Here is a 25,587-nt window from a genome sequence, read left to right on the forward strand (position 1 = left end):
AATCAAGGGAACTCCGGCCTTGGCTACTGCCGTCCTGACCCGGCTCGATCCGCAATCAAAGGCAGCCGCCCGCGGATGGAGCGATCTCACGATCCGCAATGTCTTCATCATCCCGACGATCCTGTTCCTGATCGTCTTCAACATCTTCCCGCTGATCTATTCGCTCGGCTATTCCTTCACGGATTTCCGTGCGTCGACCAATTCGGCCGCCAATTTCATCGGCCTGCAGAACTATCGGGAACTGCTCAACGACCCGTTCATATGGTCGAACTTCGCGATCACCGCGAAATATGTCATCGTCTCGGTCGCCGGGCAGGTGCTCGTCGGCTTCGGCACGGCGATGCTGCTCAACCGCGACATCCCCCTGAAGGGCCTGCTCACCACGCTGCTGCTGTTGCCGATGATGCTGTCGATGGCGGTGGTCGGCCTGTTCTGGAAGCTGCTCTACGACCCCTCCTTCGGTATCATCAACTATGCCCTGGGTCTTGGCAAATTCGAGTGGCTGTCCAATCCGGACATGGCGCTCTACGCCGTGGCCATCACCGACATCTGGATGTGGTCGCCATTCGTCATGCTGCTTTCGCTGGCCGGCCTGTCGGCAGTGCCCAAGCACCTCTACGAAGCTGCCGCGATCGACCGCGCCGGTCCGCTTTACACCTTCTTCCGGATCACCCTGCCGCTGGTCGCGCCGATCCTGATGATCGCGATCATCTTCCGCACCATGGAGGCGTTCAAGACCTTCGACCTCGCCTACATCCTGACCAGCCAGCCGACCACCGAGGTGATCTCCATCCGCCTCTACAAGATGGCGTTCCAGGAATGGCAGACCGGGCGCTCCTGCGCGCTCGCCTACATCGTGCTGATCATGATCCTGGCGATCACCAACATCTACGTGAAGTACCTCAACAAGGTGAAGGAGCGCTGAGATGGATCGGTGGCGCTTCTTGCTTCCGTTCAAGGTTTGGGCGGGCACACCCCCAACCCTCACCCCTCCCCACAAGGGAGAGGGAGTCGTGCTCGTCGGGCAGACTCGTCACCGGCAGCTATGGGGGCGGCAGCGTCTCCGGTCCCCCTCGCCCTTGTGGGGAGGGGTGAGGGGCGGGGGTACGAACAACGCCCGCTCTGCGGCCACGAATACCCCCCTGACAAGCATTCAGGCGGGAGCGCATTGAGATGGCTCAGGTCAAGACCTCCACTGAAGTGGCGCTGAACCGCCTCGCCATCGTCGCGGTCCTTGTCATCACGCTGATCTTCCTGGCGCCGATCTACTGGATCGCCTCGACGGCGTTCAAGCCGCGCAACCTCGCCACGACCATCCCGCCGACTGTGCTGTTCCAGCCGGAAGTGTCGTCCTTCGTAAAACTCTTCGCCAAGCGCTCGCAGCTACGCACCCAGCCCACGCCGGAAGAGTACGAAGCGGCACCCTGGTGGGAGCGCATCGTCATGAACGGCGGCGAGAAGGTCGTGCGCGACGGCAAGGGCCAGGTGCAGATGTCGGCCTATCCCGACCGCTTCATGAACTCGCTCATCGTGGCAGTCACCTCCACGGTGCTCGCCGTCGGCATGGGCACCTTTACGGCCTACGGCTTCTCGCGCTTCAAGATCAAGGGCGAGGCCGACCTGCTCTTCTTCATCCTGTCGACGCGCATGCTGCCGCCGGTGGTGGTGGCGATCCCAATGTTCCTGATGTACCGGGTGGTCGGCCTCAACGACACCCATTGGGGCCTGATCATCCTCTACACGGCCTTCAACCTGTCCTTCTCGGTCTGGCTGATGAAGGGATTCATCGACGAGATCCCGAAGGAGTATGAGGAGGCGGCCCTCGTCGACGGCTACACGCGCATGCAGGCCTTCTTCAAGGTGGTGCTACCCGAGGCGGCGACCGGCATCGCCGCGACCGCGGTGTTCTGCTTCATCACCGCTTGGAACGAATACGCCTTCGCGCTGATCATGACTAACCGCCGTGCCCAGACCGCACCGCCCTTCATTCCCTCCCAGGTCGGTTCCGGCCTGCCGGACTGGACGGTGATCGCGGCGGGTACCTTCCTGTTCCTGCTGCCGGTGGCGATCTTCACCTTCCTGCTCCGCAACCACCTGCTGCGCGGCATGTCCTTCGGAGCGATCCGCAAATGATCGGCAGCGAGAAACTGCAGCGCATAGCGGAGATCGTCATGGTGCTCGGCATCGTGGCGCTCTGCCAGCCGTGGAACCTCTTCCTGCACCGCTACGGCCTCACCATCATCCTCGTCGGCCTGGTCACCTTCCTGCTCACCAACTGGTTCGGGGCCAAGGTGGTGCCCGAGGACGACGAAGCGCCGAGCACGGAGGGTCATCCATGACCCAGATCGAGCTTCGCGGCGTCCAGAAATGGTTCGGCGAGGTGCAGGTCATCAAGGACCTGAACCTCAGGATCGAGGACAACGAATTCATCGTGCTGCTCGGCCAGTCCGGCTGCGGCAAGACCACCACCTTGCGCGGCATAGCGGGCTTGGAGACGATCGACGAAGGCGACATCCTGATCGACGGCAAGCCGGTCCAGCACATGAAGGCGGCCGACCGCGACATCGCCATGGTGTTCCAGTCGTTCTCGCTCTACCCGCACATGACCGTCTACGAGAACATCGCCTTTCCGCTGCGCGCCACCCGCATGAGCAAGGGGGAAGTCGACAAAGCGGTCCGCGAGATCGCAAAAATCCTCAGGATCAGCGACCTGCTCGGCCGAAAACCTTCGGCGCTGTCGGGCGGCGACATGCAGCGCGTCGCCATCGGTCGGGCGTTGGTGCGGCGGCCGAAGGCGATGCTGATGGACGAGCCGATCGGCGCGCTCGACGCCAAGCTCCGCGAGGAGATGCGGGCCGAGATCAAGCGGCTTCACGTGAAACAGGGCTCGACCACGATCTATGTCACCCATGACCAGATCGAGGCGATGGCGCTCGCCGACCGCATCGTCATCATGCACGAGGGCGTGCTGCAGCAGGTCGGCAGTCCGGAGGAAGTCTACAGATACCCTTCGAACCTGTTCGTGGCGCAGTTCGTCGGCAGTCCGGTGATGAACGTCGCGCCCGTGCGGGTGAGCGAGAGCAATGGCAGTGCGCAAGTCGTGCCAAGCGGCGCGCCCGAAGGCTTTGCCTTCCCGCTCGAACTCCTGTCCAAGCTCAACGGCAAGGCTGCATCAGATGGGCTGACGCTCGGCATCCGGCCCGAGGGCGTCGAGGTGCGGCACGAGGCGGCGGCGGGCTACCTGCCGGTCGAGGCGCACATCATCGAGCCGCTCGGCTCGCACGACATCGTCGATCTGAAGATCGGCGAACAGATGCTGCGCGCCCGCACCAAGGCCGGCTACGTCGCCAGGGCGGGCGACCGGGTGTTTGCGCGGCTCGACCCGGCACATGCGCACTTCTTCGACGCGCAGAGCGGAATTCGCTGGGGGTGAGGCTGTGATGTCCCGGAAGAGGTCGACCCTCTCACCGTCCCGTTGCGCGGGCTCCGTTTCGAGATGTGTCGGAGCGAATTGACCGATGGCCCACATCCAATTGCAGAACATCACCAAGAGCTTCGGCAATCACTTTGCTCTGAAGGGACTCAACCTCGAGATCGAGGACGGCGAGTTCTTCGTCCTGCTCGGAGAGACCGGGGCGGGGAAGACCACGACGCTCAGGCTCATCGCCGGCCTCGAAAAACCCAGCGAGGGACAAATCTTCATCGACGGCACGGATGTCGGTGACTGGGGCGCCGCCGAGCGCGATGTGGCGCTGGTGCTGCAGCAGTACTCTCTCTACCCGCGCTATACGGTGCGCGAGAACCTGGAATTTCCGCTCAAGTCGAAGATCCGGCGCGTGCCGGATGCGGAGATCAAGGAGCGTGTAACGCGGGTGGCGAGGACGCTGCGCATCGAGCATCTCCTGGAGCGCAAGACCGACCGGCTCTCGGGCGGCGAGATGCAGCGCGTCTCGATCGGCCGGGCGATCGTGCGCAAGCCGCGCGTCTTCCTGATGGACGAGCCGCTTTCGGCGCTAGACGCAAAGCTGCGCGAGGCGCTCAGGACGGAGCTCAAGAACCTGCAGATGGGGCTCGGCGCCACCTTCCTGTTCGTCACCCACGACCAGATCGAGGCGATGTCGATGGGCGACAAGATCGGCGTGCTCAACCACGGGAACCTGGTGCAAACCGGCACGCCCTATGAGATCTACAACAACCCGCTCAATACCTTCGTGGCGCGCGCCGTGGGCTCGCCGCCGATGAACCTGTTGGAGGGCCGGCTCGTCTCGGGCCGGGCGGTGATCGCGCCAGCGAGCTTCGAGCTGCCCTATAACGGTGCCGCCCGGCCAAGCGGGGCTGACGGCAGGCCGCTGGTCTTCGGCATCCGCCCCGAGGACATCGTGCTGGAGGCGGGAGCGCCGGTCGAGGCTAAGGTGCATGACGTGGAGAACCACGGCGTCGAGAAGATCGTGACGCTCAGGGTCGGCGACCACCTGCTGCACGCCACCGCCCCGGCCCGCATCGAACTGGCAATGGAGCAGGACGTCCGCTTCGGCTGGAATCCGGGCAAGGTCGCGCTGTTCGACCAGGCGTCAGGTGTCAGCCTGAGGCATGCAGGGTAGGCCGGGCGGCCGAGGCCGTCTGCATGTCCAGGTAGCCGCCACTTTCGCGCGGAACTGGACCAAGCATTGGGCCTGAGAAACCGGTAAGCGTCGCGTCGCCGCTCGATTCGAGGCGGTGCCTCCGTTTCGAAAGCTGCCTCCGCGTGAACAACGGTATCCTGCTCGCGCTATTCGCCTATGCCACCTATTCCTGGAGCGACGCGGCCATCAAGGCGCTGGGCGGTAAACTCAGCGTCTTCGAGATCGGCTTCTTCCTGGCGCTGATCTCCGGCATCTGCATCTTCCTAGCCAAGCCCCGCGAAGAACGCTGGGCCGATTTTTGGCGCATGAAGCGGCCACTGGCCGTCCAGACCCGTGCGCTGCTCGGCCTCGCATGCAGCGTTCTCGGCGTGGTGGCGTTCACGACCATTCCGCTGGCAGAGGTCTATGCGATCATCTTCCTGTCGCCGCTGTTCATCACGATCTTCTCCATCCTGTTCCTCAAGGAGCAAGTTGGCCCGTGGCGATGGTTCGCCGTTGTCGCCGGCTTCATCGGCGTCCTTCTCGTGGTGAGGCCCGGCTTCCGCGCGATCGAGTTCGGTCACTTCGCCGCCTTGGCTATAGCGCTGCTTGGGTCGATCGTGGTCGTGCTCATGCGCGCGCTCTCCAACCACGAGCGCCAGACAACGATGCTGGCCTTCGTGATCATCCACATCCTTGTCTTCAATGGGGTGGCGATGGCGCTGACCACCGCAAGGCTGCCCACCTGGGAGGAAGCCGGCATCCTGGTGATCGCCGGGGTTTTTTCCGCCTGCGGCAATATCGGCCTGCTCAGGGCGACCAAGTATGCGCCCGCCAACGCGCTGGCGTCGACGCAATATTCCCAGCTCGCCTGGGCGGTGGTGATCGGCGCCATGATTTTCAACGAGCGGCCCGATCTCTGGGCGATCGCCGGGATCGCCGTCATTGGCGGCTCGGGCCTGCTGACGCTCGCGCGCGAGCGCATCCGGCTCGGCACCGTGCGGTGGAATCTGTTCGCGCGGAACAGGCCGTGAGCCTATAGCCCTACTGCGCCGCCACCAGCTCCGGGTTCTCTTCCGGACCGAGCTGAACCAGCGGCGCGGGGACCGAATTCCACTTCTCCGGCGACTTGCACAGGTCGGCAATCACGCAGCGGATGCAGTCAGGCTTGCGCGCCTTGCAGACATAGCGGCCGTGCAGGATCAGCCAATGATGGGCGTGACGCAGATACTCCGGAGGGATAATGCGCAGGAAAGCTTTCTCCACCTCGTCGGTCGTCTTGCCGGGAGCCAGTTGCAGCCGGGTGCCGATCCGGAAGATGTGCGTGTCGACGGCCAGGGTGTGATGTCCGAAGGCCATGTTGAGCACGACGTTCGCCGTCTTGCGCCCTACCCCCGGCAACTTCGTCAGCGCCTCGAGATCATCCGGCACCTGCCCGCCATGCTCGCCGATCAGCGTCTCGGAGAGCGCGATGACGTTCTTCGCTTTCCCCCGCCAGAGGCCGATGGTGCGGATATATTCGCCAAGCCGCTCCTCGCCGAGCGCCACCATCTTCTCGGGCGTATCCGCGACGGCGAACAGCGGCCGCGTCGCCTTGTTCACGCCTACGTCTGTGGCCTGGGCCGAGAGCACCACGGCGACCAGCAGCGTAAAGACGTTCACGTGCTCCAGTTCGCCCTTCGGCTCCGGCCGCTGCACCGAGAAGCGGCGAAAAATCTCATGGATTTCCTCGGGGCTGTAAAGCGAGCGCGGCCGGCGGGGGCGGGGCTTTGGTTTCGCGCTCGAACCGGTGCGCTTGGCCGGTGCTGCGGCGCTTTTGAGCTTGGGGTTTTTCATGCGCCCTCTATAATTATCCGGCATGACGGAGACAAACCGCGTCGACGCCGATGAGCCGTTCTTCCGGGCGCTGCTGACCCCGCACCGCTCGCTCGGCCGGACTGGCTTCGCCCTGCTCATGGGCTCGCTTCTCTTCGCCTGGATCGTCACCGGAGCGATCTTCCTTGCCAACGGCGCCTGGCCGGTCTTCGGCTTCTTCGGGCTGGATGTGATTGCGGTCTACGTCGCGTTCCGGCTGAACTACCGTGCGGCCCGCGCCCGCGAGGAAGTGTCGATCTCGCGGACAGCCCTCGACATCCGCAAGGTCGCGCCCTCGGGGCGCGCCGAAGAGCATCGCTTCAATCCCTTCTGGACCCGCTTTTCGGTGGCCCGCCACGACGAGATCGGCATCACTCGGATGGCCGTGGAGTCGCGCGGCGAGGAGGTTGCGATCGGCTCCTTCCTCAATCCGGACGATCGCGAGAGCTTTGCCGCAGCCTTCGGCCAGGCCTTGACGACCGCACGGCGCGGCTAAGCAGGAAACGGGTGGAGAGTTGCGCTTCGGAGCGCCATAGTCACGGTAAAGGAGATTTGCCGTGAACGCTCAGACCGCAGTCCTTCTCAAGGACATCACACCGGACGGCGGCGACTATTCCGTCGTTCGCCGCGTCATCGAAAAAATCAGCCTCGACTATCGGGACCAGCCCTCGCTGGAGGCGCTTGCCGCCGAAGTGGGCGAAACCCCGACCGGCCTGCAAAAGCTCTTCACCCGCTGGGCCGGGCTGTCGCCGAAAGCCTTCCTGCAGGCGGTGACGCTCAATCATGCGCGCCGGCTGCTCGACGGCGGCCTGCCCCTGCTGGAGACAGCGCTTGAGATCGGCATGTCCGGCCCGGGCCGGCTGCACGACCTCTTCGTCACGCACGAGGCGATGTCACCCGGAGACTACAAGAGCCGCGGCGCTGGGCTCACCATCCGCTACGGCTACCACATCTCGCCCTTCGGGATTGCCCTGATCATGGTGACCGATCGCGGCCTTGCGGGCCTGTCCTTCAACGATCCGGGCGAGGAGCGCGCCGCCTTCGCCGACATGAGCGGGCGCTGGCCGAATGCCGCCTATGTCGAGGACATGGCCGCGACCGCGCCCTATGCCGCGCGCATCTTCGATCCCGCGCGCTGGCGGGCGGACCAGCCGCTGCGCGTGGTGATGATCGGCACCGATTTTCAGATGAGCGTCTGGCAGGCGCTGCTGAAGATCCCGATGGGCAGGGCGCGCAGCTATTCCGCGATCGCGGCCGAGATCGGCCGGCCCGGCGCCAGCCGCGCAGTCGGCGCGGCGATCGGTGCCAACCCGCTGTCCTTCGTCGTTCCCTGCCACCGTGCGCTCGGGAAATCCGGCGCACTCACCGGCTATCACTGGGGCCTGACGCGCAAGCGCGCCATCCTTGGCTGGGAGGCTGGGCAACTGGCGCGGTGCTGAGTACGCGTGCGCCAAGCTCATCGTTTCCTCTCCCCCGCTGGGAGGAGCTATCGCATATGCAACTACCCCCACCCCAAGGGGGAGGGAATTCGCAGCGCGGCCACCCAGGTCCGATCTTAGAGAGCGGTGGCGGTAAGAGCGCCAACCGGTCCCCCTCCCCTTGTGGGGAGGGGTTAGGAGGGGGGGACATGGCCGCTCAAGTTCCGCAGACGTTCCATGGGCGATTGCGCTACCGCCTGCGGCGACAGAGTGGCCGTCCCTTGGCGCACGCCCGGTTCCCTTGAACGCAGAGAGCGGCTAGATCGAGCCTGGAAGAACCCAGGAGGCTCGCTTGATAACGGTCGTCGGCTCGATCAACCTTGATCTCATCGCCAATGTGGAGCGCCTGCCGGCGCCGGGCGAGACGGTGCCGAGTTCCCTCTTCCAAACCTCCCCAGGCGGCAAGGGCGCCAATCAGGCGCTCGCGGCCGCGCGCGCCCGGGGCAAAGTCCGCATGGTCGGCGCGGTCGGCAAGGACGCCTTCGCCGCCGAGGCGCTGGCGCTTCTGAAGGAGGCCCAGGTGGACCTTTCAAAGGTCCGTGAGGCGCATGCGGCGACGGGCATCGCGCTGATCTTCGTCGATGCCGCCGCCGAGAACGTGATCGTCATCGCCTCCGGCGCCAACGGCACGGTGCTGCCCGGTGATCTGGCCATGCTCGATCTCGGCAAGGGCGAGGTGCTGCTGCTCCAGCACGAGGTGCCGCTGGAGACGGTCGAGGCCGCGCTCGACAAGGCCCGCCCGGCGGGAGCGGTCTCCATTCTCAATACCGCTCCCTACCGGCCGGAAGCGGCTGCGCTTCTGCCCAAGGCCGACTACGTCGTCGCCAACGAGACCGAGTTCGACCTCTATGCGCGTGCGCTCGGCCTTTCCGGCGGCGACCGCGAAGCCCGCATGCGGAGCTTTGCATTCAGCACCGGCCGCACCGTGGTCGTCACCCTCGGCGGTCAGGGCGTCGTCGCGGCCACCGGAGACCAGTTACACCGCGTCCCGGCGCTGCCGGTCACCCCGGTCGATACGGTCGGCGCGGGCGACACTTTTTGCGGCTACTTCGCCGCAGCGCTCTCGGAAGGCTTGCCGCTCGAGCAGGCGCTGCGCCGCGCCGCCGCCGCCGGTTCGCTGGCGTGCCTGAAGAACGGCGCCCAGCCGGCCATCCCGCTCCGCCAGGAGGTAGACCAGGCACTGTCGGGGTGAGGTCGGGAGGCCATCGCCAGGGGTAGAGGCTTAACAGACATCATGGCGCACGGTTCGTCGCGACTTTGCCCGCCAGCCGTATTCTTTCCTCCGTCATTCTAGGGCGGAGCGGCCGCGAAGCGCCGCGCTCCAGTAGCCCTCATGGTGAGACTGTCGAACCATGAGGCTGGTAAAGCGTCGCACCCTTCATGAACGAACTGGTGCTGGACAATGTGAACGCTCAAGCGCTTCAACGCTTCAGAACTACGGAGGCGAAACTCAAATCCCGTCCTTCGACAGGCTCAGGATGAGGGATTTGGGTTCCGGCATGGATCCTCGGGTCTCCGGCGCGCCGCTTAGTGGCTGCTCCGCCCGAGGATGACGAAGCGGAAGGGTCCCGCCTTATCTCACGCTGCCTTCTCCTTGGACAGGACGGAGGGCGAGGGCGAGGTGACCTGGATCTCGGCGGCGAACGTCGTGCCGCCATCGTGCGTGTAGGAATAAGTCCCGCCGAGCTGGGTCACCATGCCTTTGATCAGCCGATTGCCCATTCCCGAAACCACCGCGGCGGGATCGAAGCCGATGCCATCGTCGGCGATGGTGAGCCGCGCCATGTTGTTGTCGGCCGGGGTTAGGCTGATGCGGATCGAGCCGCGCCGGCCATCGGGAAACGCATATTTCAGCGCATTGGTGACGACCTCGTTGACCAGCAGCGCCAGCGGGGTCGCGAAATCGCGATCGATCACCAGCGGCTCGATCTCGGTGAGGATGTCCGCCTCGATCCCGAAAGTCTGGGTGAGCGGCTCAACGATCGACGGGATCAGTTCGTGCGCCTCGATCTCCGAGTACTGGTCGAGCCTGTACATGTGTTCGTGCACGGCGGTCATGGCCCCGATGCGCGACTGCAGGTCGGCCATGCTCTCCGGCGGGATATTCTGCATCCTGACCAGCGACTGCACGGATTGCAGATTGTTCTTCACGCGATGATGCGTGTCGCGGAAGAGCAGTTGGTTGAGCCGCAGAGCCTCCTCCAATTCCGCCTGCCGCTTCAGCCCGCTGCGCACTAGGCGCACGATCCATAGCGAGGCGACCGCCAGCGCGATCGCAGTCGGGACCGATAGTCCGAGCAGCCACAGCGTGTTGCGCCAGAACAACTGGTAGGCGGCACCCGCGCTGACGGACGCGACGGCGATGAAGTCGGTCTCGGGAACCATCCGGTAGGCGACGAAACGGGAGACGCCGTCTGCGGGCGAGACCGCCGGGTATACACCCTCAGGGCTCTTCGGCAGATATTCCGTGAACAGCACGTATTCGCTCATGTCGAGCGGCCCGTCCGCCAGAGGAAAGCGCGCCGTCAGCTGCCCGTCCTTGCGGATGATGCTGACCGTCGAGTTCGTGCTCAAACCAAGCGAGGCCCAGATTTCCCGGAACAGCTCGACGTCATATGAGACTGCGGCGATGCCGGCGAACTTGCCGGCGCGCTCCAGCCGCTTGGCGAAGACGAAGATCTGCTTGCCGTCCAACTTGCTGATCAGCAGCGATGAGCTACTCCATCGCGCGCCGGATCGGGCGGCCTGGAAATAATCTCGGTCCGTTACGGTGATGGGCCGGATCTTCGGATTCGTGGAGTAAAGCGTCTCGCCGTTTGCATCGAAGACATAGGCCTGGACCGTGCCTGGCAGGCCCTGCACCGCGTCCTCGATGTTCTGCACCGTCTGGCCGGGGACATGGTTTATGTCCGGCCCGAGTGAAGCGTCGATGCGCTGCAGCGCCTGGCGCGCCAGTTCCACGATCCATTTGGTATTTGTGGCCACCACCTGCGAGGCGGCCTCGGCACGGGTCGCTGCGGCGCGCTGGGCTTCCTGTCTTGCCTGCACGATCGCAGTCGAAAGAACCGCCACGAACAGGACGAAGAAGCCGATGATCAGGGCCGCCGTCGCCGTGACCGGAAATCTCGACTGCTCCGGCGCAATCGGTGCCGCTATGCCCACACGGTATCCCCCAAAGTAAGCCGCGCGCCTCTGCCCAGGCGCGACCGGCAGAACATAGCGCCTGTCTCCTCGGCCTGCCAGTAGTCCGCGCAACCTTGCGTCGAAAGGCGCAGCAGGCCTTGTCCCCGCGCTTGTCGCCCGTCGGTCAGGCTGGTAAACGCGCGCTCATGACCACGCCGCTCAAGAACATCCGCAACTTCTCCATCGTCGCCCATATCGACCATGGCAAGTCGACGCTCGCCGATCGCCTGATCCAGATGACCGGCGGCCTCGACGCGCGCGAAATGGCCGGCAAGGAGCAGGTTCTCGACAATATGGAGATCGAGAAGGAGCGTGGCATCACCATCAAGGCGCAGACCGTGCGCCTCAATTATCAGGCGAAGGACGGTCAGGATTATGTGCTGAACCTTATCGACACCCCCGGCCACGTCGACTTCGCTTACGAGGTGTCGCGCAGCCTCGCCGCCTGCGAGGGATCGCTTTTGGTAGTCGACGCCTCACAGGGCGTCGAGGCGCAGACGCTCGCCAACGTCTACCAGGCGATCGACAACAACCACGAGATCGTCGTGGTCCTCAACAAGATCGACCTGCCCGCCGCCGAGCCCGAGCGCATCAAGGAGCAGGTCGAGGAGGTGATCGGGCTCGATGCCTCGAACGCCGTCGAGATCTCCGCCAAGACCGGCCTCAACATCGAAGGCGTGCTCGAGGCCATTGTCCACCAGCTCCCGCCGCCCAAGGAAGGCGATGCGAGCAAGCCGCTCAAGGCCATGCTGGTCGACAGTTGGTACGACGCCTATCTCGGCGTCATCGTCCTGGTGCGCGTGATCGACGGCGTCCTGAAGAAGGGCCAGACCATCCGTATGATGGGCACCGGCGCCAAGTACCCCGTCGAGCGCGCCGGCTACTTCACGCCGAAAATGATCCAGGCCGACGAGATCGGCCCGGGCGAGTTCGGCTTCATCACCGCCTCCATCAAGGAAGTGGCCGACACCCGCGTCGGCGATACCATCACCGAGGACCGCCGCCCGACCGAGACGCCGCTGCCCGGCTTCAAGCCGGCGCAGCCCGTCGTCTTCTGCGGGCTCTTCCCGGTGGACGCGGCCGACTTCGAGGACCTGCGCGCCGCCATGGGCAAGCTCAGGCTCAACGACGCCTCCTTCTCCTTCGAGATGGAGACCTCCGCCGCGCTCGGCTTCGGCTTCCGCTGCGGCTTCCTCGGGCTGCTGCATCTCGAGATCATCCAGGAGCGGCTGGAGCGCGAGTTCGACCTCGACCTCATCGCCACCGCGCCGAGCGTCGTCTACCGCATGCACCTCACCGACGGCACCGTGAAGGAGTTGCACAACCCGGCCGACATGCCGGACGTCGTGCGCATCGACCACATCGAGGAGCCGTGGATCCGCGCCACCATCCTCACGCCCGACGACTATCTCGGCGGCATCCTGAAGCTCTGCCAGGACCGCCGCGGCATCCAGGTCGACCTCTCCTATGTCGGCAAGCGCGCCATGCTGCAGTACGACCTGCCGCTCAACGAGGTGGTGTTCGACTTCTACGACCGGCTGAAGTCGATCTCCAAGGGCTACGCCTCCTTCGACTACCACCTCACCGACTACCGCGAGGGCGACCTCGTAAAGATGTCGATCCTGGTCAACGACGAGCCGGTCGACGCGCTCTCCATGCTGGTCCACCGCTCGGCGGCGGAAAAGCGCGGCCGCGCCATGTGCGAGAAGCTCAAGGAGCTGATCCCGCAGCACATGTTCAAGATCCCGATCCAGGCGGCGATCGGCGGCCGCATCGTCGCCCGCGAAACCATTTCCGCCCTGCGCAAGGACGTCACCGCAAAATGCTACGGCGGCGACGTTACCCGCAAGCGCAAGCTTCTCGAGAAGCAGAAGGAGGGCAAGAAGCGCATGCGCCAGTTCGGCAAGGTCGAAATCCCGCAGGCGGCGTTCATCGAAGCGCTGAAGATGGGGGATTGATCTCAACGCGAAACCCAAATCCCACCCTTCGACAGGCTCAGGATGAGGGGATTTGGGTTTCGCAACTGCCAGTTCAGGAGCGTCGACGCGCTTCGGCGTTCATGTTGGTGGCCACCAATTCGCTCATGCTGGACACGACGTCCCAGTAGCCCTCATGGTGAGCCTGTCGAACCACGGGCGCTTGGCACCAACGGCCCCTCCCGACCAGCGCTGTCCTTGAGTCCCTGCCGAAGATTTAGTAAAATAACCCCAGAAACTCGCGGAAGTGCACGTCACTTCCGGCAGAGGGATCGTTGGTCCCCTTCTCTCAGGCGACAACCATATCGAATCGCCCTCGGCGACCGCCCGAGCACTCTGCCTGCCTTGACGCCCGGACCAGCGGCCGCGCCTGTTCCTCACAAAGGGAGGAGCCAGCATGATCACCATGACAAGGCGGAGCGCGCTTGGCGCAGCTGCGGCGGGAGCCGGCGGCGTGCTTGCCGCGGCCGCGGCGGGAGAACCCGCGCAGGCACAGGCGCCCGCCCCTGCCAAAACCCCACTCACCCAGGCCGACGAACTACCGACCTTCCGCTTCCCGCTCGGTGAGCAGAAGCCGGTCACGCATGACGGCGGCTATTTCCGCGAGGCCTCGGTGCTGGAGTTCCCCGCCTCGGAGAACATCGCCGGCGTGCTGGTCAATCTGGCGCCCGGCGGCATCCGCGAGTTGCACTGGCACGCCAACGCGGCCGAATGGGCCTATGTCATCGGCGGCCACTGCCGGGTCACCGCCTCCGATCCGGCCGGCCACTGCGAGGTGCTGGATTTTGCCGCCGGCGACGTCTGGTATTTTCCGCGCGGCCATGGGCATTGCATCCAGGCCTACGGCGACGGCGAATGCCAGTTCATAGAGGTGTTCGACAACGGCCATTTCTCCGGCTTTTCCACCTTCAGCAGCACCGACTGGTTCGCCCACACGCCGCCGGAAATCCTGGCCAAGAACTTTGGCGTGCCGGCATCGATTTTCGAAAACTTTCCCAAGCAGGAAGTTTTTATCGGCAAGGGGACGGAGCCGGGCCCGCTGCCCGTCGACCCGCCCTTCGGCTCGCAGGCGAGCGGACCCCTCACGCACCGCTACCGCCTGGAGGCGCAGCAGCCCCAAACCTTCGCCGGCGGAGCGATCAATCTCGCCTCGGCGACCGAGTTCCCGCTCTCGGCCAACATGACCGGCGCGGTCATGCGGCTGAAACCCGGGGCCCTGCGCGAGATGCACTGGCACCCGAATGCCGACGAGTGGCAGTATTATCTAAAAGGCCGCGCGCGCATGTCGGTGTTCGGCGCAAAAGGCCGCAACCGCACCTTCGACTACGGGCCCGGCGACGTCGGCTATGTCCCGCTCGGCTACGGCCACTACATCGAGAACGTCGGCGAGGAAGACGTCGTACTCGTCCTGGTGCTCAACAGCGGCACCTACCAGGAGATTTCCGCCACCGCCTGGCTCGCCGGCAACCCGCCCGAACTTTTGGCCGCGAACTTCGGCGTCCCGGCCTCCGTCTTCGCGCAGTTCCCGAAAAAGAGCGCGTTCATCACGGCAGGTTGATGCTGGCTCCCTTCCTCTTGAGGGGGGTGGCGCTTCGCGACAGGCGCGGCGCTCCAGTAGCCCTCATGGTGAGCTTGTCGGACCCCGGGCGCTTGGCGCTTCTCAAGGCGAACCCAAATCCCCTCCTTCGACAGGCTCATGGTTCGACAGGCTCATGGTTCGACAGGCTCACCATGAGGGCGTTTGGGTTTCGCCTGCGCCAGTTCTGGAGCGTTGACGCGCTTGGGCGTTCACATTGGCCAGCACCAGTTCGCTTATGAAGCGCGCGGCGCTTCAGCATCCCTCATGGTGAGCCTGTCGAACCATGGGCCTGTCGAGCGAGCACTTGGCACCGTCTACCCCTCCAGCGGCGGCCACTTCCTGACGTAGGGCACATTCTGCCGGTTGCGCGCCAGTTCCGGCAGGCGTTCATACTGCAGTGCGATCAGCGCCTCCTTCTTGGCGCGGCTCCAGGCCTTGATCTGCCGCTCGCGCTCGATCGCCTCGGTGATGCGGTCATAGGTTTCGGTGAACACCAGCACCACTGGCCGCCGCTTGCGCGTATAGCCGTCATGGACACCGGCATTGTGCTCCCACACGCGCGCCTCGACCTCCTGCTTCGTGAGGCCGGTGTAATACGACCCGTCGGAGCAGCGGACGATGTAGACGGTGACTTCCATGCACCCCTCCCTTGCCGAGCCCTCGCCCATAGCGAACCCCAAATCCCTCATGGTTCGACAGGCTCACCATGAGGGATTTGGGTTTCGCCTGCGCCAGTTCTGCAGCGTTTGCGCGCTTGGGCCTTCGCGTTGGCCAGCACCAGCTCGCTCATGAAGCACGCGGCGCCCCGGTAGCCCTCATGAAGCACGCGGCATCCCAGTAGCCCTCATGGTGAGCCTGTCGAACCACGGGCGCTTGGCACCAGCAGCCTCAAACGCCCCCCTCATTCCACCCAAAAATCCACCGTCTCCATCACCTCGCCGCCAACGATCAGCTGCACCTAGCAGTTGCCAACCGGCCGGCCATTGTCGGGACGGCTCAGCGAAGCATCGACATGGTTGTCGCCGACGTCGAAGCTGACCTCGTCGATCTTGTAGTTGGGCGGCGCCACGCCGCCCGTGTCGAGCGCGAACCTGGCGACCGTCAATTTCGAGCCCGACGCCACCTCGTTGGTGATGGTCGCCGACAGGTAGATTTTTGGCATGTCGGTGGCAAAACCGTCCTGGCCTTCCTCGGCGTCCTCGGTGGCCGAGAGGATGATGTCCTCGAACCCCTCCGCCTGGGCGCTCGCCAGAGCCGCAAGCATGCCGATCCCAAAAACGGCCGGCCGAATGAAACTGCGTATGTATTCCCCTCGAATGAAAAACCGCCTCCGCGCCGCAACCATAGTTGGGGAGTGGCGCGATCCCCTCAGTAGCCCTCATGGTGAGCCTGTCGAACCACGGGCGCTTGGCACCAGCAGGGAGATAATTGGGACCACGCGATCCCACTTCTTCTGCGAATCGCCCAGTCGGTCCGCACTGCTTGAGCTAAGCTGCCCAGATAACCAGGCGTCTAAGCCTACGGTTGTTATACTCCTTTCCCTTCTTTCCAGACTTGCAGTCAACAAACACTCTGTGGCAGCTTTCACAGGAGGGGGCCTGTCCAATGCATGATGAAGCAGCGGCAACTTTGCCGGAAAAGTTGATCGAGGATCTCGAGAAAGGCAAGGTTGTCTTGGTGACTGGCACCGGCATGTCTGTCGGTGCGCGAAACAGATACGGTAACGATATAGTCAGCACCGTACAGCTGTCTAAGCTGTTGGCCGAAACCGCAGGCTTCACGTATTCAGGCGAAGAGCTTAAGCGCGTAATGAATGCTGCGCGACCTCGGATCGGAGACATTCGCCTTTCTGAAATCTTTCGTGACAATTTCACGAACTGCCTTCCGTCTCCTCCCCTAGAAACCGCCCTGCGATTCACCTGGAAGCGCCTTTATACGTTCAACGTTGACGACACTGTACAAAACGTCCCGCTAAAGCAGCGCCGGCAGTTTCTCTCATTCTTTAACGGCTTGAGCTCAAGGCGAGAAGAATGGAAGAGCTTCACCGATCTCCAAGTCATCTATCTCCATGGCCAAGCTGACAGGCTCGAAGACGGGATAGTATTCTCTGAACGAGATTACGCGGAGAACGCTGCGTTCGGTAAACCGTGGTACGACCGTTTGGGTGAAGACTTAGCGGTTTTTCTGGTGAAGCCTACATGGTGACTCCAACAGCCCTCTCGGAGATTGATCGCGAGTCATTGGCTCAAGAGCAAATTCGGCACATACGGCTAACAGCGGCAGATTTCTTCCGCATTCTCTTAGCTCGCTTTGGGAATGGTATTGGTCCCGAGGATATCCTTAAAGCTACCTCTTTGCCGTCGGACGGATCACGCACGATCGCTGACCTTGAACGTCTTACGAGTTTCGCCCCGATAAATATTGAAGCTATAAGCAAGTTCGTAGCAGCCCATGAGATCGATTCGGCCCGCTATCGTTCACTTTTTTACGAAGGGTTCGGGCCAAACTGGTCCGTAATTCTGAGGCGCGAAATTGCTGAGCTCGACTCCTACCAAGTGTTGGAGCCGGTTATAACTAAGGACATTCAACGCCAGCCCGTCATTGTCATATCGGGCGAGGCGGGATGCGGGAAATCCACGTTCGTTTTGTGGAGTGCCTTGCGCCTGTCGCAGAAACATTCAATCCCCGTCTACCAATACTTACCCAAGCAAGTGTCCTTCCTTGACGCATTTGGAGCGCTCGCGCGTTACATTGGCGATAGGGATGCAGTGGTCGTTGTGGACGACCTCTACTTGTACGCTAAGGAGGTGCGAGAAATCGTAATGGATCCCCGGTTTCGCAGGATCCACATCTTAACGACAGCGCGATCCGGCGAATGGGCATCGCGAATTGGGTTTGACATGGAGGATCGGGTTCGGCGCCTCGATATGCCTCGATTCTCGCACCGGGATGTCGACAAGCTTATCGTTAAAATCGACAACTTCTATCCTGCACCTAGATTCAGTCGGCTCCCGCTGGAGGAGAAGAGAGAGCGTTTCAAACGCAGCAAAGAGCAACTGCTGATCGCCCTCAAGGAGGCTACTTATGGGGCGGGATTCGATCAGATAATCGAAGATGAGTTAGGCCGGATTGAGGACACAGCCGCGCGGCACGTTTTGGTTGTTGCGTCTATATGCACCTTGCCGAGGACAGGGGTCAGCTTTGCGGCAGCCACAAGCGTGTTTAAGCATTCCGCGAGTACGAGCTCACTTACGGATGGTCTACGCCGGTTAAGTGGGATCGTTGAGGTCGACAACAATGGAAGGCTACGGGCTAGGCACGAGCTATATGCTAGACACGCGATAGAAAGCTACGTTGGTTTACATGAGTACGAGGACGCACTCGTCTCGTTGATATCATACTTCTCTAAGTTCAAAATGCCCGTCATAAAATCTGTAAGCCAGGTAGACGGGAGATTGTTCAAGTTTTTGTTAAACAATCGGAACGTCTATGATGCGTATGATCGCCATGGAGCACTTGATCGCGCCCCAAAGCTATACGAAAGGTTCGAGGTTGCACTTCAGCAGGATGGCCATTTCTGGCTGCAGTACGCACTGCTGCTTAGGCGTTTAAGGAAGCAGAAACTAGCGTTGCGCATGCTTGAGCGCTCGCTTGAGGCGTATCCGCAGAATCCTTTTGCCGTCCACGCACTCGCGCAGCAGAAACTAATCGTCGCGACTTTTTCGGAGAAGTTCGGCTTGGCCGAGCAAAAAATGACATCGGAGAGTGTTGAGGCGCTACTGTCAATGCATTCTAGTAACATGTTCGACAAGTCGGTGCAATTCGATGAATATCCGATCGTCACATTAGCATACTGGCACGTTAATCTGCTAGTTAAGCATGGACGGCGCGAGGACGCAGTCCGGGAGGCTAAAACATATTTTGCAATGCTTGACCATATTTCTTCGCCGGTCAGCGATCTGAAGGGTGTGAAGTCCGATCTTATGCTTCTAGTTACCAATGGCAAATGGGTTCGGCTGCAACTTCGGTTGGGCTCTGTCGCCATGGAGAAGGTACCCGGACTTGGGCGAGACTTTCCCAAACCAACCGCTCGACGCGCTACCCTGCAAACTATGCGCTAAGATCTTTGGACTGACTCTCTCGGAAGTTGAGGTGGCTGTCCCGTCCGGACATGCAAAAGGGAGTAATTTTTCCGGAGAAGGAGGGAACTGATTCATTCCGGCGTAAGAAGTGCAACCCATTCAGCACTCTGGGATCGCATGCTAGGCCTTCGCAGACGGCGATCTTATCCCCTCCCTCTCCGCCTTCTCCCATAATCCCCTCGCTTCTCCCGCGGGAACGCCGGTCGCGACGGCGCAAGGTGGGGAGAGGACGGCGCCTCCGTCGGCGGGCTAACGTGGCCAGCCGCCCGGGGAGGCCGGGTCCGAAGGTTCCTCCCCCGGCACTACGGCCGGGGCGCGCCGGACGGGCGCTTGAAGCCGGGCCAGTTTTGGCGGGAAACCGCCAGAGCCGGAGCAAGGTGAAGCGGAACTGGACTCGGCCAAAAAAACGCCGGACGGGCGGCCGCGAGGTCGCGCAACCATAAAGGATGAGCGACCTCGCGGCCGCCCGCCTTCCCAAAAGAATTCCAAAACTCGGCCGGAGGACGCGAGAACGACACCCCATGCCAAGACGCAGCAGGAAGAAGACGGCGATCGTCAACACGGCACCGGTGATCCCCGAGGAGGACTTTTCGGGCATGACGCCGTCGCAGCGCAGGCTGCATGAGCGGCTCGCCGAATACGAGCCGCGCCCGAGCACCCTGCCGGAGGGCGTGACCGAGGAGGAATTCTGGACGCCGGAGCCCTATGAGCCGACCGACTGGTCGAACCCGCTCATTACCGACGAGTACGAGCATTTCGAGCTGCCGGCGGATTGCCCGCGCTTCCGCGTCCTGCATCACGCCCGCGCCGAATGGAAGACCGACGCGCAGCATGCCGTCGATCGCTACGATGCCGAGTGCTACTATTTCGGGCTGTCGATCTCGCTGTGGATCGCGCAGTGGGCCGCCACCTATGTCGGCCTCTACAACAGCTGCCCGCTAAAAGCCTGCCGGCGCGCGAAACAATGCGTCTCGCGCCGGGCCGAGGACGACTGGACGGTGTATCCGGGTCCGTGGATGCCGCCCTGCTGCAACAATCACGAGCGCACCGAGCTGATCCGCTACATGGTGCTGATCAAGCTGGAGCAGGAGGAGGAGCTTCAGGCGGGGCGATAGCGCGCCAAAAGGACCCCTGCCCAGGAGGCGATAAAAGGTCTATAGACCCGCGTTCCTTAGCCCGCGGGTTCTATGCGAAAAATACCGCTCAAGCTCGACGAGATGATCGACGCCGCCGCGCTCAACGCCGAGCTGTCGGCGCTCGCGGCAGGGGGCGATGCCTCCCAGCCGGAGGTGCGCAAGGCCGCGCTCGCCATATTGAAGGAGCGCATTGCCGCCGGTCGTGCGGCGGCCGAGCGGCTGCTTAAGGCAGACGGCAGCGGCACCGCCTGCGCCCGGCGCCTGTCGCACCTGATGGACGAGGTGATCCGCGCGCTGCACGACTTCGCCGCCTCCCACGTCTATCACATGGAGAATCCCGCCGCCGAACGCATGGCGGTAGTGGCGACCGGCGGCTACGGCCGCGGCACGCTCGCGCCCGGCTCCGACATCGACCTTTTGTTCCTGCTGCCCGCCAAGCAGACGCCCTGCGGCGAAAAAATCGCCGAATACATGCTCTACATGCTGTGGGATCTCGGCCTGAAGGTCGGCCACGCCACCCGCACCGTCGAGGAGTGCCTAAAACTGTCGCGCAGCGATTCCACGATCAGCACTGCGCTGCTCGAGGCGCGGTTCCTGTGGGGCGAGGAAAAGCTGTTCCAGGAACTGCTCGAGCGCTTCGACCTTGAGGTCGTGAAGGGCACCGGCCCGGAATATGTGCAGGCCAAGCTCGCCGAGCGCGACGAACGCCACGCCAAGGCGGGGGAGAGCCGCTACCTGGTCGAGCCCAACGTCAAGGACGGCAAGGGCGGCCTGCGCGACCTGCAGACGCTGTTCTGGATCGCCAAGTATTTTTACCGCGTGCGCTCCGGCGAGGAACTGGTGAAGGCCGGCGTGTTCACGCGCGCAGAGTACAACCAGTTCCTGAAGGCCGAGGATTTCCTCTGGGCCGTTCGCTGCCACATGCATTTCCTCACCGGCAAGGCCGATGAGCGCCTCCACTTCGACATCCAGCGCGAGATCGCCGAGCGCCTCGGCTACACGACCCACCCCGGCCTGTCGCCGGTCGAGCGCTTCATGAAGCACTATTTCCTGGTCGCGAAGGAGGTGGGCGACCTCACCCGCATCTTCTGCGCCGCGCTCGAAGAGGAGCAGGCCAAGGACGTGCCGGGCTTCAACCGGATTTTTCTCACCTTCTCGCGGCGTAAGAGAAAACTCGCCGGCACCAGCGACTTCATCGTCGACAACCACCGCATCAACGTCGCCGACGGTGAAGTGTTTGCGCGCGACCCCGTCAATCTTCTCCGGCTGTTCTGGTTCGCTGACCGCCACGGCCTCGAATTCCACCCCGATGCGCTGAAGCTGCTCCGCCGCTCGCTCGGCCTGGTCGATAGGGAACTGCGCCGCAACCGCGAGGCCAACCGGCTCTTCCTCGAGATACTGACGTCCGACCGAAATCCGGAGCTCAACCTTCGGCGCATGAACGAGGCGGGGCTGCTCGGCCGGCTGATCCCGGATTTCGGCAAGATCGTCGCGATGATGCAGTTCAGCATGTACCATCACTACACGGTGGACGAGCATCTGCTCCGCTGCATCGGCATCCTGTCCGAGCTGGAGCACGGCGACGGCGAAAGCCTCCATCCCCTCTCCCACTCGCTGATGCCAGCGCTGAAGCATCAGCGCGAGGTGCTCTACGTCACCGTGCTGCTCCACGACATCGCCAAGGGCCGCCCCGAGGACCATTCGATAGCCGGCGCCAGGATTGCGCGGCGCATCTGCCCGCATATGGGCCTATCGCCCGAGGACACCGCGACGATCGCCTGGCTGGTGGAGAACCACCTGCTGATGTCTATGACCGCGCAGACGCGCGACCTCAACGACCGCAAGACGATCTCCGACTTCGCCGCGGTCGTGCAGTCGGTCGAGCGGCTCAACCTGCTTCTGATCCTGACGGTCTGCGACATACGCGGCGTCGGCCCCGGCGTGTGGAACGGCTGGAAGGGCCAGCTTCTGCGCACGCTCTATTACGAGACCGAGCTCCTGCTTACCGGCGGCTTCTCGGAACTGTCGCGCGGGCAGAGGGCGGAGGCGGCGCGCGAGGAGCTCGCCGATGCGCTTGCTGCCTGGCCGTCGGAAGACCGGGACCGCCTGATCCAACTGCACTACGACAATTACCTGCTCACGGTGGGCCTCGACGATCAGCTGCGGCATGCTGAGTTCATCCGCGCTGCCGACCAGGACGGCCGCAAGCTCGCGACCATGGTGAAGGCCCACGCCTTCGAGGCGGTCACCGAGATCACGGTGCTCGCGCCGGACCATCCGCGCCTGCTTTCCGTCATCGCGGGCGCCTGCGCCGCGGCGGGCGGCAACATCGTCGACGCCCAGATCTGCACCACATCGGACGGCCGTGCGCTGGACACCATCATGATCTCGCGCGAGTTCGATCGCGACGAGGACGAGCAGCGTCGCGCCGAGCGCGTCGGACAGCTGATCGAGGACGTGCTGTCGGGCAGGAGTTGGCTGCCCGAGATCATCGCCAAGCGGGCGAAGACCAGGCGCGGCGCAAAAGCCTTCAGCATCGAGCCGCGCGTCGACATCCGCAACACGCTCTCGAACCGCTTCACCGTCATCGAAGTTTCGGGACTCGACCGGCCGGGCCTCCTGTCGGAGATCACAGGAGCCCTGTCGGACCTGTCGCTTGATATCGCCTCGGCGCACATCACGACCTTCGGCGAGAAGGTCATCGATACCTTCTATGTAAGCGACCTGACAGGCGCGAAGATCGAGAACCCGACGCGAATCGAGGCCATTCGGAAAGGCTTGATGGCTACTCTTGAAGGGAACACAGCGCGGGCTCGGGCAGAGAAGGCCGCGGCGGAATGACGAGCGAACTGCAACTCTCCCCCCTTGAGGGGGAGATGTCGCCGAAGGCGACAGAGGGGGTCCGCAGAGGACGTGCTCGGCACAACGATGGGTGGAGCATGGCCGCGACGACCCCTCCCGGCCGCTTCGCGGCCACCCTCCCCTCAAGGGGGAGGGGTGTATGAGCCTCGCCAGAAAATTCGCCACCGTCGCTTCCGGCACGCTGATGAGCCGCGTGCTCGGCTTCGTTCGCGAGATGCTGATGGCGGCGGCGCTCGGCACGGGGCCGATCGCAGACGCCTTCAACGCCGCCTTCCAGTTTCCGAACACCTTCCGCCGCCTCTTCGCCGAAGGCGCCTTCAACGCCGCCTTCGTGCCGCTGTTCGCCAAGGAGATCGAGGCGGGCGGCGTCGACGGCGCGAGGCGCTTCTCGGAAGAGGTGTTCGGCGTCCTGTTCACCACTCTCCTGGTGCTCACGATCGCCATGGAGCTGTCGATGCCGCTGCTGGTCTCGACCATCGTTGCGCCCGGCTTCACCGACGAGCCGCAGAAATACGATCTCACCGTCCGCCTGGCGACGATCATGTTTCCCTATCTGATGTGCATGTCGCTGGCGGCGATGATGGCGGGGATGCTGAACTCGCTGCGGCGCTATTTCGCGGCGGCGATCGCGCCCGCCTTCCTCAACATCATCCTCATCGCGGTTCTCGGCTATGCCTGGCACGAGGGACTGGATTGGTTGGAGATCGGGCACGCGCTAGCCTGGGGCGTGCTCGTTGCCGGTGTGGTGCAACTCGCAATCGTTTGGATCGCACTCCTTCACGCTGGCGTGCGCATCAGCTTCCGGCTGCCGCGGCTCACGCCGAACGTGAAGCGGTTGCTCGTCCTCGCCTTCCCGGCCGCAATCACCGGCGGCATCACCCAGATCAATCAGCTGATCGGGACGGCCATCGCGTCGGGCAAAGACAGCGCTGTGTCGTCGCTCGCCTATGCGGATCGTGTCTATCAGCTTCCGCTGGGCGTGGTCGGGATCGCGGTCGCGATCGTACTTCTACCCGAGTTGTCCCGCGCGCTGAGGGCTGGCGATCTCAAGGAAGCGGCCAACCTGCAGAACCGCTCGGTCGAGTTCACGCTATTCCTGACGTTGCCGGCGGCCGCGGCCCTGCTGGTGATCTCGGAGCCGATCGTCCGGCTGCTCTACGAGCGCGGCGCCTTCGCCGCCACCAATGGCACGCCGACCGTATCGGCCATCCTGGCGATCTTCGGTCTGGGCCTGCCGGCCTTCGTGCTGATCAAGGCGTTCACGCCGGGCTATTTCGCGCGCGAAGACACCCGCACCCCGATGATTTTTGCGGCCATCTCAGTGGCCGTGAACATTTCGACGGCGCTGGCGCTGTTTCCGACCATGGGCGGCGCAGGCATCGCGACGGCGTCGGCAATCGCAGGGTGGGTCAATGCTGGCATGCTTCTCGCGGTTCTCATTCGGCGCGGGCAGTGGGGCCGCGACACCGGGCTGATGAAGCGCATTCCCAAGCTAATCGTGGCGTCGGCCATCATGGCCGCCGCCTTGTGGGCAGCTTCGCGGTACTTCAGCGATAGCTTGGCGCCGGGCGTGCCCTTTTACGAGCAGGCCGTCGTGCTCGGCGGCATGATCACCGCCGGAATGATGATCTATTTCGGTGTCGTGTTTGCGATCGGGGGAGCGGATATAGGGATGGTCCGGCGGAGCATCAGGCGAAGCGGGAAAGCCATGCCGGCGGACGGGAACGACTGAGCCACAATTCGCAATGCGGCGTGCGGGGACTGAGTCCTCCGCGAGTGTAGACTCTCATCAGAAATCCCCTAATCGCACAACATGCAACCGAGTAGTTGCATTTGGCCTTCCGCTGTGCCAGAAATAAGCAACCGGGAGGTTGCGCAAATGTCGAATGACCGGATCGAGAGGACGATCGAGCTCACGGCGCCCATCGAGCGTGTTTGGCGCGCCCTCACCGAACATACTGAATTCGGCGCCTGGTTTCGGGTGAGACTGGACGGGCCGTTCGTGCTCGGGCATGTCACGACCGGGCAGATGACCTATCCTGGCTTCGAACACTATCGCTGGTACTGCCATGTGACGCGCCTGGAGCCGCCACACCTATTCGCGTTCACCTGGCCGCATCCGGGCGATCTGACCGCGGAGGATCATTCCGGCGAACCCATGACCCTGGTCGAGTTTCGGCTAGAACCCACGGCGTCAGGCACGCGGCTGACCGTCACTGAATCCGGCTTTGCCGCCTTGCGGGAGGATCGCCGCATGGAAGCGCTCCGCGGCAATGAGCAGGGCTGGCAGGAGCAGCTAGGAAACATCCGAGCCTATGTCCAAGGCTGAGCCTATCGATTCTGGCCCAGCACCGATCTTCGCCGCGCTGGCCGATCCGACCCGGCTTTCACTCTTGATGAAGCTTAGTGATGGACGGCCACGCTCGATTTCCGAGCTGACGGGCGACCGGCATTTGACCCGGCAGGCCGTCACCAAACATCTCGACGTGCTCGCGAAGGTCGGCTTGGTCTCCAACATCCGCGTCGGCCGGGAGAGCCTGTTCTCCTTCCGACCTGAGCCGGTTTCCGAGGCCCGATCATACTTGGACAGGGTCTCGACCCAATGGGACGAATCGCTGTCGCGCCTGCAGAGCTTCCTTGAGGAATAAGTAGTTTGTTTCCCGTGAAACACGCGCGGGGAGTTCGCGCGATCCAGCGGGCGCCCGCTCCCGCCACTTGAAACTGCCCGATCGTTCCTCCATAAGCGCGCATCCGACTTTCGCCGCGCGCGAAACGG

21 protein-coding genes and 1 pseudogene are annotated in these 25,587 nt (G+C 63.4%); 18 read left to right on the top strand and 4 right to left on the bottom strand.

Annotated features, from left to right (window positions below; genetic code table 11):
• Positions 1 to 19: 19 nt before the first annotated feature.
• The 6 genes and pseudogenes from HUI96_RS13920 (at position 20) to HUI96_RS13945 (ending at position 5,635) form a co-directional block, all read left to right on the top strand.
• On the top strand, positions 20 to 925 hold the full coding sequence (locus tag HUI96_RS13920) for a carbohydrate ABC transporter permease (RefSeq protein WP_188255273.1): 906 nt from the start codon (positions 20 to 22) through the stop codon (positions 923 to 925).
• Positions 926 to 1,173: 248 nt separating this feature from the next.
• Entirely contained in the window at positions 1,174 to 2,133 is a 960-nt protein-coding gene (locus tag HUI96_RS13925) for a carbohydrate ABC transporter permease (RefSeq protein ID WP_188255274.1), read from the top strand.
• Positions 2,130 to 2,339, top strand: a complete 210-nt coding sequence (locus HUI96_RS13930) for a hypothetical protein (protein WP_188255275.1) — start codon at positions 2,130 to 2,132, stop codon at positions 2,337 to 2,339. The genes HUI96_RS13925 and HUI96_RS13930 overlap by 4 nt, the downstream gene beginning before the upstream one ends.
• Positions 2,336 to 3,441, top strand: a pseudogene (locus tag HUI96_RS13935) (ABC transporter ATP-binding protein). The gene HUI96_RS13930 and the pseudogene HUI96_RS13935 overlap by 4 nt, the downstream one beginning before the upstream one ends.
• 77 nt (positions 3,442 to 3,518) lie before the next feature.
• Positions 3,519 to 4,601, top strand: coding sequence for an ABC transporter ATP-binding protein (locus HUI96_RS13940; protein WP_188255277.1), 1,083 nt, complete (start codon positions 3,519 to 3,521; stop codon positions 4,599 to 4,601).
• Positions 4,602 to 4,744: 143 nt separating this feature from the next.
• Positions 4,745 to 5,635 carry an EamA family transporter gene (locus HUI96_RS13945; RefSeq protein WP_188255278.1) on the top strand — a complete coding sequence of 297 codons (891 nt, stop codon included), beginning with the start codon at positions 4,745 to 4,747 and terminating at the stop codon, positions 5,633 to 5,635.
• Positions 5,636 to 5,645: 10 nt separating this feature from the next.
• On the opposite strand, the gene nth is transcribed toward HUI96_RS13945, so the two are convergent.
• The gene (nth, locus tag HUI96_RS13950) at positions 5,646 to 6,437 is read right to left on the bottom strand and encodes an endonuclease III (protein WP_188255279.1); all 792 of its coding nucleotides are present in this window, start codon (positions 6,435 to 6,437) and stop codon (positions 5,646 to 5,648) included.
• A 22-nt stretch (positions 6,438 to 6,459) separates the two neighbouring features.
• On the opposite strand from nth, the gene HUI96_RS13955 reads away from it, so the two are divergent.
• From HUI96_RS13955 to HUI96_RS13965, 3 genes are all read left to right on the top strand, one after another.
• The gene (locus tag HUI96_RS13955; RefSeq protein WP_188255280.1) at positions 6,460 to 6,951 is read left to right on the top strand and encodes a DUF2244 domain-containing protein; all 492 of its coding nucleotides are present in this window, start codon (positions 6,460 to 6,462) and stop codon (positions 6,949 to 6,951) included.
• A gap of 61 nt (positions 6,952 to 7,012) precedes the next feature.
• On the top strand, positions 7,013 to 7,894 hold the full coding sequence (locus HUI96_RS13960) for a methylated-DNA--[protein]-cysteine S-methyltransferase (RefSeq protein WP_188255281.1): 882 nt from the start codon (positions 7,013 to 7,015) through the stop codon (positions 7,892 to 7,894).
• A 331-nt stretch (positions 7,895 to 8,225) separates the two neighbouring features.
• A complete protein-coding gene (locus HUI96_RS13965) occupies positions 8,226 to 9,125 on the top strand; it encodes a ribokinase (protein ID WP_188255282.1) in 900 nt (299 codons plus the stop codon).
• 386 nt (positions 9,126 to 9,511) lie between these two features.
• Here the strand turns inward: HUI96_RS13965 and HUI96_RS13970 are convergent, their stop codons facing one another.
• Complete coding sequence (locus tag HUI96_RS13970; RefSeq protein WP_188255283.1) at positions 9,512 to 11,095, bottom strand: cache domain-containing protein; 1,584 nt, start codon at positions 11,093 to 11,095, stop codon at positions 9,512 to 9,514.
• Positions 11,096 to 11,262: 167 nt separating this feature from the next.
• Here HUI96_RS13970 and lepA point away from each other — a divergent pair, with 167 nt between their 5' ends.
• Together lepA and HUI96_RS13980 are read left to right on the top strand one after the other, a co-directional pair.
• On the top strand, positions 11,263 to 13,074 hold the full coding sequence (gene lepA, locus HUI96_RS13975; protein ID WP_188255284.1) for a translation elongation factor 4: 1,812 nt from the start codon (positions 11,263 to 11,265) through the stop codon (positions 13,072 to 13,074).
• Between the two features lie 415 nt (positions 13,075 to 13,489).
• Complete coding sequence (locus tag HUI96_RS13980) at positions 13,490 to 14,650, top strand: cupin domain-containing protein (protein WP_188255285.1); 1,161 nt, start codon at positions 13,490 to 13,492, stop codon at positions 14,648 to 14,650.
• A 335-nt stretch (positions 14,651 to 14,985) separates the two neighbouring features.
• On the opposite strand, the gene HUI96_RS13985 is transcribed toward HUI96_RS13980, so the two are convergent.
• Positions 14,986 to 15,309, bottom strand: a complete 324-nt coding sequence (locus HUI96_RS13985; RefSeq protein ID WP_188255286.1) for a GIY-YIG nuclease family protein — start codon at positions 15,307 to 15,309, stop codon at positions 14,986 to 14,988.
• Between the two features lie 320 nt (positions 15,310 to 15,629).
• Positions 15,630 to 15,935 carry a hypothetical protein gene (locus tag HUI96_RS13990; protein WP_188255287.1) on the bottom strand — a complete coding sequence of 102 codons (306 nt, stop codon included), beginning with the start codon at positions 15,933 to 15,935 and terminating at the stop codon, positions 15,630 to 15,632.
• Between the two features lie 341 nt (positions 15,936 to 16,276).
• On the opposite strand from HUI96_RS13990, the gene HUI96_RS13995 reads away from it, so the two are divergent.
• The 7 genes from HUI96_RS13995 to HUI96_RS14025 all read left to right on the top strand — a co-directional run bounded on the left by HUI96_RS13995 (position 16,277) and on the right by HUI96_RS14025 (position 25,459).
• Positions 16,277 to 16,876, top strand: coding sequence for a hypothetical protein (locus HUI96_RS13995; protein ID WP_188255288.1), 600 nt, complete (start codon positions 16,277 to 16,279; stop codon positions 16,874 to 16,876).
• Positions 16,870 to 18,792: a tetratricopeptide repeat protein gene (locus HUI96_RS14000; protein WP_188255289.1), complete on the top strand. Its 1,923-nt coding sequence runs from the start codon at positions 16,870 to 16,872 to the stop codon at positions 18,790 to 18,792. Before HUI96_RS13995 ends, HUI96_RS14000 begins: the two co-directional genes overlap by 7 nt.
• A gap of 542 nt (positions 18,793 to 19,334) precedes the next feature.
• A complete protein-coding gene (locus tag HUI96_RS14005) occupies positions 19,335 to 19,928 on the top strand; it encodes a hypothetical protein (RefSeq protein ID WP_188255290.1) in 594 nt (197 codons plus the stop codon).
• A 72-nt stretch (positions 19,929 to 20,000) separates the two neighbouring features.
• Positions 20,001 to 22,790, top strand: a complete 2,790-nt coding sequence (locus HUI96_RS14010) for a [protein-PII] uridylyltransferase (protein WP_188255291.1) — start codon at positions 20,001 to 20,003, stop codon at positions 22,788 to 22,790.
• 160 nt (positions 22,791 to 22,950) lie between these two features.
• Positions 22,951 to 24,543: a murein biosynthesis integral membrane protein MurJ gene (gene murJ / locus HUI96_RS14015; protein ID WP_188255292.1), complete on the top strand. Its 1,593-nt coding sequence runs from the start codon at positions 22,951 to 22,953 to the stop codon at positions 24,541 to 24,543.
• Between the two features lie 147 nt (positions 24,544 to 24,690).
• A complete protein-coding gene (locus HUI96_RS14020) occupies positions 24,691 to 25,140 on the top strand; it encodes an SRPBCC family protein (protein ID WP_188255293.1) in 450 nt (149 codons plus the stop codon).
• Positions 25,127 to 25,459: an ArsR/SmtB family transcription factor gene (locus HUI96_RS14025; protein ID WP_188255294.1), complete on the top strand. Its 333-nt coding sequence runs from the start codon at positions 25,127 to 25,129 to the stop codon at positions 25,457 to 25,459. The genes HUI96_RS14020 and HUI96_RS14025 overlap by 14 nt, the downstream gene beginning before the upstream one ends.
• Positions 25,460 to 25,587 lie beyond the last annotated feature (128 nt).

This window comes from Pseudaminobacter soli (ex Zhang et al. 2022) (assembly GCF_014595955.1).
GTDB lineage: Bacteria > Pseudomonadota > Alphaproteobacteria > Rhizobiales > Rhizobiaceae > Kumtagia > Kumtagia pseudosoli.

Coding starts and splice junctions, on each gene's coding strand:
- HUI96_RS13990 (WP_188255287.1), bottom strand. CDS start 15,935: ATGCTTGCGGCTCTGGCGAGCGCCCAGGCGGAGGGGTTCGAGGACATC.
- nth (WP_188255279.1), bottom strand. CDS start 6,437: ATGAAAAACCCCAAGCTCAAAAGCGCCGCAGCACCGGCCAAGCGCACC.
- HUI96_RS14000 (WP_188255289.1), top strand. CDS start 16,870: ATGGTGACTCCAACAGCCCTCTCGGAGATTGATCGCGAGTCATTGGCT.
- HUI96_RS13985 (WP_188255286.1), bottom strand. CDS start 15,309: ATGGAAGTCACCGTCTACATCGTCCGCTGCTCCGACGGGTCGTATTAC.
- HUI96_RS14020 (WP_188255293.1), top strand. CDS start 24,691: ATGTCGAATGACCGGATCGAGAGGACGATCGAGCTCACGGCGCCCATC.
- HUI96_RS13925 (WP_188255274.1), top strand. CDS start 1,174: ATGGCTCAGGTCAAGACCTCCACTGAAGTGGCGCTGAACCGCCTCGCC.
- HUI96_RS14005 (WP_188255290.1), top strand. CDS start 19,335: ATGCCAAGACGCAGCAGGAAGAAGACGGCGATCGTCAACACGGCACCG.
- HUI96_RS13955 (WP_188255280.1), top strand. CDS start 6,460: ATGACGGAGACAAACCGCGTCGACGCCGATGAGCCGTTCTTCCGGGCG.
- lepA (WP_188255284.1), top strand. CDS start 11,263: ATGACCACGCCGCTCAAGAACATCCGCAACTTCTCCATCGTCGCCCAT.
- HUI96_RS13980 (WP_188255285.1), top strand. CDS start 13,490: ATGATCACCATGACAAGGCGGAGCGCGCTTGGCGCAGCTGCGGCGGGA.
- HUI96_RS14025 (WP_188255294.1), top strand. CDS start 25,127: ATGTCCAAGGCTGAGCCTATCGATTCTGGCCCAGCACCGATCTTCGCC.
- HUI96_RS13995 (WP_188255288.1), top strand. CDS start 16,277: ATGCATGATGAAGCAGCGGCAACTTTGCCGGAAAAGTTGATCGAGGAT.
- HUI96_RS14010 (WP_188255291.1), top strand. CDS start 20,001: ATGCGAAAAATACCGCTCAAGCTCGACGAGATGATCGACGCCGCCGCG.
- HUI96_RS13940 (WP_188255277.1), top strand. CDS start 3,519: ATGGCCCACATCCAATTGCAGAACATCACCAAGAGCTTCGGCAATCAC.
- HUI96_RS13930 (WP_188255275.1), top strand. CDS start 2,130: ATGATCGGCAGCGAGAAACTGCAGCGCATAGCGGAGATCGTCATGGTG.
- murJ (WP_188255292.1), top strand. CDS start 22,951: ATGAGCCTCGCCAGAAAATTCGCCACCGTCGCTTCCGGCACGCTGATG.